General features: G+C 36.3%; 11 protein-coding genes. 5 read left to right on the top strand and 6 right to left on the bottom strand.

The window, feature by feature from the left end:
• Nucleotides 1-419: 419 nt before the first annotated feature.
• Nucleotides 420-2261, bottom strand: coding sequence for a membrane protein insertase YidC (gene yidC, locus A3EM_RS0134855; protein WP_020532893.1), 1842 nt, complete (start codon nt 2259-2261; stop codon nt 420-422).
• A gap of 224 nt (nt 2262-2485) precedes the next feature.
• On the bottom strand, nt 2486-4111 hold the full coding sequence (locus A3EM_RS0134845; RefSeq protein ID WP_020532892.1) for a CTP synthase: 1626 nt from the start codon (nt 4109-4111) through the stop codon (nt 2486-2488).
• A gap of 293 nt (nt 4112-4404) precedes the next feature.
• On the opposite strand from A3EM_RS0134845, the gene A3EM_RS0134840 reads away from it, so the two are divergent.
• Together A3EM_RS0134840 and A3EM_RS0134830 are read left to right on the top strand one after the other, a co-directional pair.
• Nucleotides 4405-4851 (top strand): hypothetical protein, encoded by a 447-nt coding sequence (locus A3EM_RS0134840; protein ID WP_020532891.1) that lies wholly within the window; start codon nt 4405-4407, stop codon nt 4849-4851.
• 347 nt (nt 4852-5198) lie between these two features.
• Nucleotides 5199-6089 (top strand): Cbp1 family collagen-binding glycoprotein adhesin, encoded by an 891-nt coding sequence (locus tag A3EM_RS0134830; RefSeq protein WP_157638234.1) that lies wholly within the window; start codon nt 5199-5201, stop codon nt 6087-6089.
• A 35-nt stretch (nt 6090-6124) separates the two neighbouring features.
• Here A3EM_RS0134830 and A3EM_RS0134825 read toward each other — a convergent pair whose 3' ends face one another.
• The 3 genes from A3EM_RS0134825 to porZ form a co-directional block, all read right to left on the bottom strand.
• Nucleotides 6125-7534, bottom strand: a complete 1410-nt coding sequence (locus tag A3EM_RS0134825) for an alanine/glycine:cation symporter family protein (RefSeq protein WP_020532888.1) — start codon at nt 7532-7534, stop codon at nt 6125-6127.
• Between the two features lie 34 nt (nt 7535-7568).
• Nucleotides 7569-8630: an N-acetyltransferase DgcN family protein gene (locus A3EM_RS0134820; RefSeq protein ID WP_020532887.1), complete on the bottom strand. Its 1062-nt coding sequence runs from the start codon at nt 8628-8630 to the stop codon at nt 7569-7571.
• Between the two features lie 239 nt (nt 8631-8869).
• The gene (gene porZ, locus A3EM_RS0134815) at nt 8870-11137 is read right to left on the bottom strand and encodes a type IX secretion system anionic LPS delivery protein PorZ (protein WP_020532886.1); all 2268 of its coding nucleotides are present in this window, start codon (nt 11135-11137) and stop codon (nt 8870-8872) included.
• A 99-nt stretch (nt 11138-11236) separates the two neighbouring features.
• Here porZ and A3EM_RS0134810 point away from each other — a divergent pair, with 99 nt between their 5' ends.
• Entirely contained in the window at nt 11237-12070 is an 834-nt protein-coding gene (locus A3EM_RS0134810; RefSeq protein ID WP_020532885.1) for an ion transporter, read from the top strand.
• 4 nt (nt 12071-12074) lie between these two features.
• On the opposite strand, the gene A3EM_RS0134805 is transcribed toward A3EM_RS0134810, so the two are convergent.
• Nucleotides 12075-12797, bottom strand: coding sequence for a DUF92 domain-containing protein (locus A3EM_RS0134805; RefSeq protein ID WP_020532884.1), 723 nt, complete (start codon nt 12795-12797; stop codon nt 12075-12077).
• A 191-nt stretch (nt 12798-12988) separates the two neighbouring features.
• Between A3EM_RS0134805 and queG the strand changes: the two genes are divergently transcribed.
• Entirely contained in the window at nt 12989-13930 is a 942-nt protein-coding gene (gene queG, locus A3EM_RS0134800) for a tRNA epoxyqueuosine(34) reductase QueG (protein WP_020532883.1), read from the top strand.
• Nucleotides 13931-14630: 700 nt separating this feature from the next.
• Complete coding sequence (locus A3EM_RS0134790; protein ID WP_020532881.1) at nt 14631-16073, top strand: BatD family protein; 1443 nt, start codon at nt 14631-14633, stop codon at nt 16071-16073.
• The last annotated feature ends 1 nt before the right edge of the window (nt 16074 follow it).

The raw sequence follows: 16074 nt of genomic DNA, 5'->3' as shown, positions 1-16074 counted from the left end.
TGTCAAAAATAAGAGCTGAATTATAAAAAATATAAAAATTTTAACTAAAATATTTAAAATATTTTTAATAATCCGGTGATTCTTTTAAATTTGTATTAGATAATTACAAAAAAAACTGCGAGTAGTGCAAATTTTCACTGCACAGTTGGTTTCGGAGGTTCAATTCCTTCACTCGTGGCAAGCATGTGTTTATTTTATGTGTTGTTTATTGGTTAAGGTTAAAAGGTATGCGAATTTTTTGCATACTTTTTATTTTTTATAAGCAATTCTAATTTTTTTTCTCTCCCTCCATACATATAAATCATTTTAACCAACCGGGTTAAATTGCTCCAATTTTGTTTTTTGTCCATTTTAAATCAAAAAAAAATCTGCAAGTCAATAAAGAATTACAGATTTTTTTCTGAGCTAAAAGTTTTTGCTTATTTCTTAGGCTTTGTTCTGGCCCTTTGTGCAATTGACTTGGCTTTTTGATTTTCCTGACTTTTCATGGCATCTTCAAGCCTCTGCTGAAACTTGGATTTTTTCTTATCCTTGTTTCTCTTTTTATTTTCTTCTAATTTTTGTCTGATTTTCTTATCATCAATAAAGTTTCTAATAACCAACTGCTGACCAATGGTGATCATATTATTTAGGAAGTAATAATAAGTCAGACCAGAAGCAAAATTATTGAGGAAGAACATAAACATCACTGGAGTGATATAACCAATTGACTTCATAGGACCTTGTGCTGCGGCCGTATTAATCTGATTGTTATAATAAGTGTATGCAATTTGAGAAATGGTCATCAATAAAGTGAATAAACTCACATGACTTCCATAAGCAGGAATAGCAAATGGCAATTGCATAATAGAATCATAGGTAGACAAATCTGTTGCCCATAAAAATCCTTCCTGCCTTAGCTGAATCGCATTTGGAAAAAAGTTAAACATAGCCAGGAACACGGGAAGCTGCAATAACATAGGGATACATCCACTAATAGGATTCACCCCTACTTGTTGATAAAGCTTCATCTGCTCCTGATTCATTTTAGTCATATCCTCCCCGTGTTTCTCCTTCAGCTCGTCCAACTCAGGCTTTAAAACCTTCATTTTGGCCATGGAGATATAAGACTTATAGGTTAAGGGGAATAAAAGTGTTTTTACGATGAAAACCAGAATCAGAATGATAATTCCATAATTGGCAATGTAGTTTTCTAAGAATTCAAATACCGGAATAATCAGGTATAAATTGATGGACGAGAATAAACTCCAACCCAGGTAAACATTCCTTTCAAAAGAAGGAGCCACAGTCTCACAGATATCATAATCATTAGGCCCATAGTAGTACCTGATATTGGCAGTTTCAGCTTTTAGAGAAGTAAGTGGAATTTCTAGGGCTATTTTGGCATCTTTTACTGTGTTTAAATCACGTTCATCCACATTGGTGCTTACTACTACATTTTCAAACTTATCATCCGTAATGATGGCTGAGTTGAAGAATTTTTGTTTCATGGAAACCCATTTGGCTGGTGCAGGAAGTTCTGCAGTTTCCAGATCAGTTGATGTCTCAGATAAGTAATCAAAACTTTCATCTACCATATAGTAATTCACAGTAGACCTCTGACGGCTTTGTTCCAAATCTTTTTCAACCTTTTTCATTTGCTGGTTCCACTCCAATTTTATCGGACCATTTCCAACAACTCCTTCAAGATTATTAAATTTCAGGTCATAATTTAAAACAAATCCTTTTTCTTCAAGATTATATATCCGCTCCAGAGAAGAACCATTTTCAGCGCTTATTCTGAAAATTAGAGAAGTGTTACTTCTTTTCTCTACTTCATAATACAACTGATTCAAATCAATTGGCTGACCGGATGCATTGGGAATTAGCTCCGACATTTGATGTGAGTACTCATCTATCAGCACTAATGTTTCCTTTTCATTGGTTACATAGTTTTTAAGAATAGCCTCCTTGAGCATTCCCCCCTTTGAAGTAAAAATGAACTTCACATCATCATTTTCCAGGGTAAATTCTCTGATTTCTCCTGACATAGCCAATCCAAAAAAGCCATACCTGGCCTGAAGCACCGAATCAGGTAAAACAGCCTCAGGGGTCGTCACTGACTGATTACCCGCTGAATTGTCCTGACTAGCGGAATCAACTGCAGTTACAGGGGTTTCTCCCAATTGTTGAGGTGGAGGTGGTTCCGGGGAAAAGAAATAAAAGTAGGTTACTAAAAGCAGAGATATTAATAATAACCCTGTTAAATTGTTTTTATCCATTTTAATTTTTTTTGCAGAAACCGTTTCCGGATTCTTTAAACTTTAACTTCAATTAATTTGAAATTTTTTAGTTAGTGTGGTATTGGTATCAGTTTCCTGATTAAAATTACAGCCCCACAAAACTGCCATACCAATTAAGTTTACAAAATTACCTTTTAATTCTCGAAAACCGGTAAGTACTGCTACTTACTTAACTATTGTTTTCGGAGAATTCAATTTTTTCGTCATTTTGTCCTTTCACCACCTTTTCTGAAATCAATAGCGGCATTAATAAATGATACAAATAAAGGATGTGGATTTTCCACCGTACTTTTTAACTCTGGGTGAAACTGAGACCCGATAAAATACGGATGATCTTTTACTTCCATTATTTCCACCAATCCGGTATCAGGATTAATTCCTGAAGGAATCATGCCTGCTTTTTCAAATTGCTCCAGGTATTTATTATTAAATTCATATCTGTGCCTGTGCCTTTCGCTAATTTCCATTTTTCCATATACCTGATTAGCCAGAGAGTTTTTCTTCAACTTACAGATGTAGGCACCAAGTCGCATTGTTCCTCCCATTTGTTTCAGGTTCTTTTGATCTTCCATTAAATCAATCACAGGATCAGGAGTATCACTGGAAACTTCCGATGAATGAGCCTGTTCCAGTTTCAGCACGTCTCTTGCGAAACCAATCACTGCACATTGCATTCCCAGACAAATCCCAAAAAATGGAATCTTATTATTTCTGGCATAAGAAGTAGCTGCAATTTTTCCTTCAATTCCTCTTTCTCCAAATCCAGGTGCAACTAAAATCCCGTCATATCCTGATAATTTTTCAGATAAATTATCTACGGCCACATTTTCAGATTGCAACCAATCCACATTTACCTTGCATTCGTTTACAGCTCCTGCATGCACCATTGCTTCAGCAATAGATTTATAAGCATCCTGTAGCTCCACATATTTCCCAACTATACCTATATTAACTTCTTTGGTAGGATTTTTCAGCTTACCCAAAAACCCTTTCCAGGTTTCAAGGTTAGGATCCTTTGTTTTTCCAATTTTCAATTTTTCCAACACGATCTCATCCAACCGCTCTTTTCGCATGAGCAAAGGCACATCATAAATAGATTCTGCATCAATGGACTGGATTACCGAACTTACATCTACATTACAGAAAAGAGCAATCTTTTTTCTGATATCTGTAGGTAAAGGATATTCAGTTCTGCAAACCAATACATTGGGCTGAACACCCGCTTCTGATAACATTTTTACTGAGTGCTGGGTAGGCTTGGTTTTAAGCTCTCCGGCAGATTTAAGGTATGGGACAAGCGTAAGGTGAATCACAATAGAGTTGTGATCTCCCAAATCCCATTTTGCCTGACGTACAGCTTCAATAAATGGCAAAGATTCAATATCACCAACACATCCTCCAATTTCAGTGATCACAATATCAAAATTTCCAGTTTCACCTAGTCTGAAAAAATTGCTTTTTATTTCATCAGTGATATGGGGAATTACCTGAACAGTTTTCCCCAGATAAGCTCCCTCTCTTTCCTTTTTAATGACATTATAATAAATCTGCCCAGTGGTAAGATTATTAGCCTGAGAAGTAGGGGAATTTAAAAATCTTTCGTAATGTCCAAGGTCCAGATCTGTTTCAGCTCCATCATCAGTTACATAACACTCCCCGTGTTCATAGGGGTTCATGGTTCCTGGATCAATATTGAGATATGGATCAAATTTTTGAATGGTTACTGAAAAGCCTCTTGCCTGAAGGAGTTTACCTAATGAGGAAGCAATAATTCCTTTTCCTAATGAGGAAGTTACTCCCCCGGTCACGAAGATGTACTTAGCTGCCATTAGCTAATTTTTATATTTTCTATGGATTGATTTTCTACTTATAAGCCGCAAAATTATAGCAAATAAGTAATTATTCAATTCCACTCTTCAAAAGAATTTTTTAAAAGGAGGCACGTTACTTACTTGAAATAGGCTTTAGAGCATCTATCGTATGATTTTGACTCATTTTTTATTGCCCATTTTTTATTCAAATAATTCAAATGACACGCCTTATTATACAAAATCTTCATAATCTCAAAAAATTTGGTTTGTCAGATTAACATAGTTCTATTCCAAAAAGTAAAATTTTAGCCATGCAGTCACCAGAATTTGAAAATTTGCACCAAAAATATCAAGGGGTAAAATCAAGCCAGTTAGATGGGGATCAGTTTGGAACCCTGGTTATGTTCTTCCCTTCTCTTTTAGTTGTAGCCAGCGATGGGATAATTGATGAGGAAGAATGGGTATATGTAAAATACCTGGCCAAATTTATGGCGGATACCTATAAAAATGATCTGGGAGAGGAAGCCAGAAAGAGCCTGGAAAGCCAGTATTTTGCTGAACTTAATTTTTTAATTTCCAACCTGGATGAATGGGAACCAAAATTTGTGGATACTTTGAGAGCTTATTTGGAAACCAACCCACTGGTAAAAGAAGATGTTTTGGAAATTCTTTACCTTTTTGCAGAAGCCTCTGATGGTGAATCTGAAGAGGAAACGTTAAAAATCAATGCCTTAAAGCAAGAGTTAATATTAGAATAGGGAGTCTTTACTCTTTATTCTAATTTTTATTTTTCCTTCCCAACGGTTTTTCCTATTCTCTTGCAGAAGATTTCTCCCTTTTTCTGATTTAAACCGAATCTTCCAATCTGCTGTTTTCCCATTGCTGTCCACCTCCTCCTGTTGATAAATTCCACAACTTGTATCTGATTTCAACAAAAACAATTTAATTCTAAAAATCATTTTTTAACAACAAAAACTCACAATAATTTGATTATCAGATAATTAAAATCAATTTAGGCTATCTGTTTCGATATGGCATTTTTTTTCGATAATGGTAAATCACATTGTATTTACTAAAAAACAGAAAATTAAATCAAACAGAAATAATGAAAAATTTTATTTTAATCGCAGCAGTAGTAGTTGGTTTTTCTTCATGCAAGAATAAAGAACTCGAGCAGGAAGTAGCTTCATTAAAAGAAATTAATAAAGAATTACAAGCTGCAAATCACGACCAGGATTCATCCATCACAGGTTTTATGGAAACTTTTAATGAAATCAGCCAGAACCTGGCGGAAATCAGAGAAAAAGAATCGAGTATTGAATTAAATTCTGAAAACAAATCAGCTGATTCAAGAGAGAGAATTAAAGAAGATCTTACCATCATCAATGATTTGATGGATCAAAACAGAGCCAAAATTGATGATTTAGATAAAAAATTGAAATGGGCCTGGTCTTCAAATGCCAAAATTAAAAAGAGTATGGAAACTTTAAAGGAAGATTTCATGGCTCAAATTGATGCAAAAGATAATGAGATAAACACCTTAAGAGATGAATTGGCAAATATGAATATCACCGTGGAAGAATTGAACCAAAACCTTGCTTCCCTGAATGATGAAAACATATTGAAAGATGAGGCCATAGAGGAGAAAAACCAGGTAATTGAAGCACAAACTGCAGTAATTAATACTGCTTACTACAAAACTGGAAATGCTAAAGAATTAGTGGCTCAGGAAATCATTACAAAAGAAGGTGGAATTATTGGATTGGGCGCTTCAAAACAATTGAATGCCAATTTAAACACCAGCAACTTTGAGCAAATTGACATTACCCAAATCAAAGAAATTCCTTTGAATGGAAAAAAAGCAGAATTGGTAACCAACCACCCTGCAGATAGCTATAAAATCGAAGGAGAAGATAAAGAAGTATCAAAACTTGTAATACTTAGCCCAGAAAAATTCTGGAACTCTTCGAAATATTTAGTAGTAATGGTAGACTAAAAGAAATTAGTTTTATATTCAAAAAGGAGGCCTGATTAAGCCTCCTTTTTTTGTAGCTCTACTTTCATTTTTGTAAAATAAACTTTGGCTGCCTCTTTCACCTTCGGAGATAAAAGTAATGCCGATATCATAGTTGGAATAGCCATCAAGGCATACATTCCATCGATAAGATTAATTACAGAACTAATTGGTGAAACCGCTCCCCAAATAATGGTGGCCACATAAAAGTATTGGTAATAATGTTTGTACTCGGCTCCAAAAAGGAAGGAAGTACATTTTGTACCGTAATAAGAAAAGGAAAACAAGGTAGAAAAAGCAAAAATCAGTACACACCCTACCAATAGAAAAGATCCTGTCTGAGGCATCACTTTATTAAAAGCATTAGCTGTTAAAGTAACCCCATTTGCATCTCCGGTTTCCCACACGCCAGTCACTATAATGGCTAGCGCTGTCATCGTACAAACTAATAGCGTATCAATTGCCGGCCCTAACATCGCCACAAGTCCTTCCCGTATAGGTTCGTTGGTTTTTGCGGCACCATGCATCATTGGAGCAGTTCCTATTCCAGCCTCATTTGAAAATGCGGCTCTTCTTACTCCCTGCCTGATCACTTCTCCAACTACCCCTCCAACTACCGCATTACCTGTGAAAGCATCTGAAAAAATCAGTGCAAAGCTTTGGGGAATCATGGCGTAGTTTGCCAAAAGAATATATAATACAACTACCACATAAGTTACTACCATGAACGGCACCATCTTACCTGCTACCGAAGCAATTCTGTGGATTCCACCGAATATAACCAGGGATACAATAAGGACAATAATTACCCCTGAAATAAAATCTGACAAGGCAAATGGCCCGATAAACTCCATAAATTCCGGAGTTTCGAGCAACCAGCTGTTTGGAATTAAAATTACATCCCTTACTACCTGAGTAAGCTGGTTAGCCTGAAATACAGGTAAACATCCAAAAAGCCCGGCAATAGAAAATAATACCGCAAGGGGTTTCCATTTTTTCCCAAGCCCTTCCATAATCACATACATCGGTCCTCCCTGTATGTGGCCTGCAGAATCTCTTCCCCTATACATAATTGCAAGCGTACAGGTGAAAAATTTTGTGGTAATTCCTAAAAGAGCACTCATCCACATCCAAAATAGTGCACCAGGACCACCAAGAGTAATGGCAACTGCTACTCCACTGATATTTCCCATTCCCACAGTTGCAGCAATTGCACTTGCCAGGGCTTCATAATGATTGATATCTCCCGGATCATCAGGATCATCATATTTTCCCCTTAAAACATTAATGGCATGTCCTAAATATTTGAATGGTAGAAACCTGGAGTATAAGGTAAAATAAATTCCTCCACCAACTAATAAAAATAACAAAGGTGGACCCCAGGCCAGATTACTAAAGGCCTGTAAAAATTCTTCAATTTGCTGCAAACTTAATGTGGTTTAATGAACGCTGTGTCTGTTTTTATTTCTTTAAGATTTTCTTTTCTATAGCTTCTACAATTCTATCCACTCCATCGAAAAGGGGAGCAACAACAGGAATATTGAGTGCTTTTTCATTTTCTACCTGAAAAGCCCTGGCTTGTTCCTCATTTACTTCTTTGGTATTTAGGGTTACTCCAATGGTTTCTGATCTGTAAATCTTTATTAAATCTATTTCCTCCTGTAGGGTAGGAATGGTAACTTTATATCCTTCACACCCCTGAAAATATTTTCTTACAGGGTCGTGTTGCAAAATGGTATATTCTGCATTACCGGAAATCAGGAACTCTGCTCCACATGGCCCGTTCGGATTTCTTAAGGCAGATTGTCCTTCCAAAAAGATGATATCCGGATTTTCATTTTCAAAACAGGAAACAATGGCGTGCTCTACTTCTCCAGAAATAAAATCATTAAGTGTAGAATCGAAAATAAAACCATATTTTCCACCCTGCATCCAGCCGGTCTGACCGGTGTAGATCATATGAGCATTATACCCTTTCTCCCGCATCGCTTCCATTAAAAACCGGGAGGTGGTTCTTTTGCCCATATTGCAATCTGTACCTATTACAGCCACAATTGGTGTGGTCACTTTGCTTATGGAGCCATTCCAAAAATGTAATTCTTTACTTGGTTTTGGCTTCCTTACATCTATCAGGTCAACTTTATTCACCTTTGCCAATTCCACAATTTCAGGTTTATCCTCTAAAAACTCATGGAGTCCACTCACTATGGAACAGCCAATTTTGATAGCCGATTTGATATAATCAACCATTTCTGAAGGTAGGTACCCTCCTTTTGTAGCAATTCCAATGATTAAATAATCGGCTTTTTTTGGAGATTCACTATGAAAAGCCTCTACACTTTTATAGATAGGAATATTTCTTTTTTTTCCATCCAACACCTCACCTGCATCCTGCCCTTCAAATTTATCATCTATAATACCTACAATATTATATCGTTCAGTTCCTCTGATTAAGCCATGTGCTGTTTTTGCGTTTTTTGTATCTAGTAACCCACTGGTTAATACAATTGCGTTGCCGTCCATTCTTTTAGCGTTATTAAATTTTTACTAGTTGTATATTAAATTGGTTGTTGGAAAAAGTCTGAAAAATTGATTCCAATACACCTTAAAATATATGCACAATCAATTCACATTTCCCAGATTAATTCTTCAAATGTAGTATCAAGGAGTAAAAAAACAAGGTGAGAGATTTGAAATAAGCGAATCAATTCCCAAAATCAAAATGAAAAGCACTTAATTTTCAGAAAAGATAAATAGATGGCTTATTCAATTACCGCAATTTTCCCCACAAAAGCATCTTCTCCATCAACTGAGGCACTATAAACTAAATAAACTCCGGTTTTAGCATGTTCTCCATTATAATTGGCAACATTCCAGGTAGCTGTGCCTCCATTGGCCTGGGTATCCCAAATTAATTTTCCAGTAATATCTGTGATTTTTACAGAGGAGTTGGGAGTCAGGCCGGAAATACTGACCAAACCATTGTAATTTGGCCTAACCGGATTCGGAAAAATCTTTACATTCGAATAATCCTGTTCACCCGTGGTAGCTGTTCCTCTATAGGAAATTAAACCGAGGCTGGTCCCTATAAAAACTTCCCCTGTAACTGGATGAATTCCTATATCAATAATTTCATTGGAGAGCAAAGGGCTGTTATCCTGATCAAAAAAGGAAATTAATTCTGATCCATCACTGCTAAAAAGCCATATTCCATTGTTAGTCCCAATCCATTTTCTGTTCCCTCCATCCACGGCTAAAGCCGTAATTTTTTCACTGCTTAGTAAGGGGCGACCCTCAAACCTTGGCGTAACTGCATTTGCTCCTTCTTCTGTAAATGCCGAACCGGGGCTGAAAAATTCTGCCACGCCTTCATCCGTACCCACCCAAATACTGCCATTTAAATCTTTCTCCATGGCATTTATATTTTTGTTGGGCAATTCTCCCTGTCCAAACTGATCCGTTAAATACCTGGATTCTCCGTTGTCATTAAATACCAGAATTCCTCCTCCCAAATCCGGACTTAGTCTAACCCATTTACTTGCAAAATCATCCTCTAAAATAGATAGCGGAAACCTGGTAGCCTGTTCCGCAAAATAATAAGATTGCCATTCCCCCTCAAGATTTAAGCTGTGGATAGATGGATTTCCTATTTCAACTCCATGATTTGCCACCCAAACCGTTCCATTGAAATCTGTAAAAACCCCGGTGATTAAAGTATCTCCGGAAGTAGAGGGACGAAACGGAGCATTCAAAACCGGGCTAAAATCATTTTCAGTAAGATTCCACTGCAATAATCCTTTACCAAATGAACTCAGATAACCTGTATTATTGATTTCATTATAAGAAAATGAATTTAAATCTGGCAGGTCAGGTATTCTGGTCAGTTCGAGCTCATTATTTTCCAGGGAAGTATAATTGGTCCATTTTCCATCCTCAAAAACATAAAACCCACTGTAGTTTCCATTTGCGGTATAATTATTATCGTATCCTCCGGAAGTAACCAGTATCTTATTCTGAAAAAAGGAAATTGAAAAATTACTGGGATCAAAAGTGCCTTCGGGAATATAATTTTGAGTGTTATTTCCATCAAAAGCCACTAATCCTTTAGTCTGATCGGCAAACCATAAAGTTCCGGATAAATCATAACCTGCCTCTTTTGGACTGTTAATTTCAGCCTCGGGAAATGACTGAATAGAAAAATCCGAATTGATTCCGAAAATCTCATTGGTTGTACTAAGTAAAACCTGATTTTCAGCCTGATTCAAATTATGGTAAACTTCATTTTCAGCAATGGGTAATTTTTGCCAATCATCTTTCTGATAATGGTAAAGCCCATCATTTTCAATGGTAAAAAAGACTGTTTTGTTCAGTGCAGCCACATTATAAATACCACTGGTTTGGGCCGTATTTATAGTTCTCCAATTGTTAAAATCTATTCGATTGACATCATCGGCCAGTGAGGCGGTCATAAGCCCCTGTTCCGAAGCCAAATACAAACTGTCCGCTGTGTTTGCACTGGCAAAAACTTCAATTTGTGCAGCATTATTCCCTATCTGTGTATACGATTCCTTTATTTCATATTTAATAATATCGAGTTGTACCACGCCAAAACTGGTCGAGAGGAAAGCAAAATTTTTGAAAAAAGAGATATGATTAATCCTTTTCTCCTCAAACTCTGCATTTAGAATCGATCTGATATTTACAATACCATCCTCATTTATTAAATCAATATTTCCATTGTAGTAACCAATTACAAGGGTTTTATAAATGGAAGAATAATTCAGACTTGTAATTCCCACATCACTAAGGTCATTTACTTTGGACAAAACATTTAAACTTTTATCCTGCTGGTCGAAATAAAACAATCCATTTTCTGACGAACAGTAAACTTTACCATCGGCCACTGTCATGGCTTCAGCATTATGATAGGTAAGGTGAGTCCTCCAGGAGCCAACAGGGATATTTTTTTGGGCAAAAAGAAAATGAAATGAAAATAGAAAAAGGAAAAAATTTATGGTTTTAATACCCATTTTGTAAATTCAAATTAAAAAAAGGAATTTTATGCATCAGTTTTTATTTTCCCGAGAAGCTGTAGCTTAGTTATAATTACCAAATTTATTCTCTATTTTATGACTGATTCTAAGGACAATAATAATCAAAAATTAAGTGGATGGAGATTAAAAATCCATGAAATTATTTTTGAAGCAGATACCTTCTGGGGAAAAACCTTTGATGTTGTCCTTCTGATTGGAATTTTGCTAAGTGTTTTAATTGTGTGCCTGGAAAGTGTAGTAGAAATAAGAGCAAAATATGGTCATATTTTAAAAATTGCGGAGTGGACCTTCACAATTATGTTTACCGCTGAATATTTGGCCAGGGTATTGTCGGTAGTCAGGCCCTCCAAATACATTTTTAGCTTTTTCGGTTTAATTGATATACTCTCCATAATTCCTACTTACCTGGGTATTTTCTTTGCCGGAGCACATACACTTTTAGTGCTAAGAATTTTCAGGTTAATCCGGGTTTTTAGAATTTTCAAACTGGTGAGGTATGTGGGAGAAGCCAAGCAACTGGGCATGGCGCTTCGGGCAAGTTGGGCAAAAATCTCGGTATTTTTAATCGTAGTAATTAGCCTTTCGGTATTGATGGGTTCCCTGATGTACCTCATTGAAGGCAGGGAGAATGGCTTCACCAGTATTCCTAAAGGCATTTATTGGGCAGTTGTTACACTTACTACCGTTGGCTATGGGGATATTGCCCCCCAAACGGTGATTGGGCAAACCCTTGCTACCATTATCATGATCATGGGATATGGAATTATTGCTGTACCAACTGGCATTGTTTCTTCAGAATTAGTAAAATCTCACAAGAAAGAAATCACCACTCAGGTTTGTCATCATTGCGCCAGAGAGGGCCACGATATAGATGCTGAATTTTGTAAATTTTGTGGGAGTAAATTGTAATTCTTCAAAATAATGCCATACAAAAAACCACCGCCACCAGTGTATTAAAAAAATTCACACTATGATTATTTAATAACCCTTTTTGCTGCAGGGTTGCTCCAAGCACTGAATCGGTTAAATTTCCGATTATTCCCGAAATAAAAATTAAGGTAAAAATGAATAGGCCGGATTGAAAAATCAATAAATAAAAAAGCGCAATAATCAGGCTGCCCACTACACCAAAAAGACTTCCCTCCAAACTAATTACCCCATCCTTTCCCCTTTCATCCTTTTTGAAAGTAAGAATATTGATAAATCTTTGTCCATAAATATTTCCAAACTCTGAAGAAAAGGTATCGGAAGTGGCAGAGGCAAAACTGGCCACACACATGGCTTGAAAAAGCATAGAATGTTCAGGAAATACCCAGGCCAGAAAAGCAGTGAGCGCTCCTACGCCCCCATTGGCCAATGCATTAGCTACAGACCTTTTTCCCTTGTTTTTTTCAGCCAGGCCAAGTTTCTGTTTTTTTTTCATTTTCCAGGTGGAGGCAAAAGATCCTAGAAAAAAAAATATGAAAAGAAAACCCATAAGGTAAAATCCTCCTCCCAGAAAAATCATTAAGGCTATTATTCCGCCAACTAATCCGCCCAAAACATCAATTTTCCCTGAGGCAATACTGAGCAAAACAAAAATAACTACCGTGATGAGTCCCCATTGCCAGTAATCAGGAAGGCTTTCTAATATCATTCCTTTAATTTTGAAGTTCCTGTATTTTCATTATTGATAATTTAAATTCTACTAATTATGGCCAAAAACACAAGGCCAACTTTAATTTACTGCTTATAATATCTAAAATCTTCAAATATAAAACTGATTTCAGGAATCAGAATATTATTGCAGATATTTGAAGTAGCACTATTTTCAGGAAATATCGAAAAATGCCAAATAATTCGACCATATTGAAAAACACACAGTTGTTAAAAGCAAAAGCAAAGGCACTGGGCTTTGATTTTTGCGGCATTTCCAAAGCTGAATTTCTGAAGGAAGAAGCTCCAAAACTGGAAAACTGGCTAAAGCAAGACATGCATGGACAAATGCATTATATGGCCAATCATTTCGATAAAAGACTTGACCCCACCAAGCTGGTTCCCGGTGCGAAATCAGTAGTTTCTTTAATGTGGAATTATTATCCGGAAAAAGACCTGAGCAAAAATGACAATTATAAAATAGCCAAGTATGCTTACGGGGAAGATTATCATTTTGTGGTCAAACGGGTTTTAAAGGAGCTTGTGAAGCAGCTTCAGGAGGAAATCGGAGAAATTGAAGGCCGCGTATTCGTAGATTCTGCCCCTGTGATGGAAAGGAAATGGGCAGAAAAAAGCGGACTGGGCTGGGTAGGAAAAAATTCCCTGATTATTAACAAATCTGCAGGCAGCTTTTATTTTTTGGCTGAATTAATTATAGACCTGGAATTGGAACCAGACGGCCCTGTGAAGGATTATTGTGGCACTTGTACCCGATGCCTGGATGCATGCCCCACTGATGCGATTCCCATTCCATATGTGGTCGATGGGTCAAAATGTATTTCTTATCTCACAATAGAGCTGAAAGAGGAAATTCCCTCAGAATTTAAGGGAAAGTTTCAAGACTGGATTTTTGGATGTGACATTTGCCAGGATGTTTGTCCATGGAACAGGTTTTCCAGGCCTCATCAAACGCCTGAGTTTATGCCTCACCCAGATCTTTCTCAAATTTCCAAAAAAGAATGGGAGGAACTTACCGAGGAAACATTCAGAAAAGTCTTCAAAAAATCAGCTGTAAAACGAACAAAAGTAGAGGGCCTGCGCAGAAATATCAAATTTGCCAAAAATGAAATGTAGGTGGCAAAGACTGGGAAAAACAGACAATATTTTTTAGATATAGGGGTTTTGGATTTGGTAATTTACCAAAACAGCTGGAAGAAGCCACCCTACATAGTGATAGCCTCTTAAAAAATCCAGCTGCCAGGAGTTAAAAAAAAATACACTACGAAGTAGTGTTATTAACTCAAATCTTAAATATCGTTTGTTAGGGAAATCCTTAACAAGCGATTTTTTTTATTATGGTAAATAGAACCATTTTAAATGGCTACAATTCTTAAGTGCAAATCTCTAATTAATTTTACTCCCATAAAAGAAAATAGCAAAAAAAAAGGCATTAGCTTGATACTAATGCCTGATAGGGTTTGTTTTTGTTGTTTTCTAGCACACCATGAATTCCTGATGCTTACGAAAACAATTTTCAATTACTGCCAAATATTTTGCTCCGAATCTTAAAGTACACCATCTTTTCAACTCCATTACTTCGTTTGACATGATTGCGTTGATTGCTTTCTTTAGCTCTTTCTCGAAAAGCTTACCGTCAAAGCTTACTTTCTCCAGGATTACTTTAAAGTATTCTAACATAAGCACTAGTGTTTTTTGATTTGTTAAACAAATGTTAAATGGTTATTAGGAAAAGAAAAGATAGAAAATTATCTTGAAATTTGAAAAAAATAGGATATGATTTCGATCAGGTTCTGGCATAAATCCAATTAGTTCTATGAATTATTCAAAAGTTACCTCGGTTTTAATTTTTTCAATATTAAGTATCGTTCATATTGAAGCCTATTGCCAAAATATTTCGATAAAACTTGGTAGGGCAACAATTGGGGTAAATGAAACTTTTCAAATTACCTTTACGGTAGAGAATGAAAGGTTTGTTGAAAACTCTCCTTTTCCGGAAATAGCCGGGTTTATCCAACAAGGCACATCTTCCTCAAAAGCAACTAATTACGTTAATGGAAAAATTTCTTCCAAGGAAAGTGTTACTCAAAATTACCTTCCTACTGGTCAGGGGACTTTTGTACTCCAAGCATTTTCTATGGAAATAAATGGGAAAAAAGTAAGCTCTCCCGGTACTACCATAAAAGTAGGCCCGGCAGTAAATCAACAAAAGCAGGATCCCTTTGCAGAGTTTTGGGGAGCAGGAAGAGACAATGATAATCAGCAGTTTGTAAATGTGCAGGACGATGCTTTCTTTGCTATTACCTCTAATAAAAAGAAGATTTATGTAGGTGAATCATTTAATTTAAGCATTTCTTTCTATATCTCCCTTAAAAACCGGGCAAAAATGGATTTTTATAAAATCAGCGACCAGCTTGGTGAAATATTAAAAAAAGTAAAACCTGATAATTGTTGGGAGGAAAACTTTGGTATTGATCAGATAAACCCGGAATATATTACGCTCAACGGAAAACAATATACGCAATATAAAATCTACCAGGCTTCATTTTTCCCACTTACCAGCAAAGATATTGAAATTCCTTCTGCAGGGCTCAAAATGATTAAATACAAAGTGGCGAAAAACCCTTCATTCTTTGGCAGGAACATGCAGGAGGATTATAAAAATTTCTATTCGAAGCCCATTAACATCACTGTGATGGACCTACCTGAAAACCCACTAAAATCCATGGTGAATGTGGGTAACTACCAATTAAATGAAAAAATTAGTGCCAATATCCTTGAAACTGGCAAGAGTTACCAATATCAATTTACTATATCGGGAGAGGGAAATGTAGCTGCGATTAAACCCATCTTATTACCAAAAGGAAAAGATTTTGATTTTTACCCACCAGCCATCAGCCAAAAAGTAAACAGGGCAAACAACAGGGTATTCGGATATAAAAGTTTCCGTTATCAGATTCAGCCTAGAGAACCTGGAGAATATAATCTTTCAGACTATTTTAAATGGGTGTATTTTAATACGAAAACAGGAAAATATGAAACCCTTGAATCTGATTTAATTGTGCAGGTCATTGGCGAAAGCAAAAAGGAAAATATCATTTCCTCAAGCGGTCCTACAGGATTTTACGAAGAAATCGACAATGCCAGCAACAATCTTTCCAATAGAAATACCCCTTATTGGTTCACTATAGGTGCAAATATCAGCCTGGTAGTTATTTTGATCACGCTGGGGATAGTCGCTACAAGAAGGAATGCCTAAA

The organism is Flexithrix dorotheae DSM 6795 (genome assembly GCF_000379765.1).
Classification (GTDB): Bacteria; Bacteroidota; Bacteroidia; order Cytophagales; family Flammeovirgaceae; genus Flexithrix; species Flexithrix dorotheae.
This window is presented reverse-complemented; position numbering and strand designations above follow the sequence as displayed.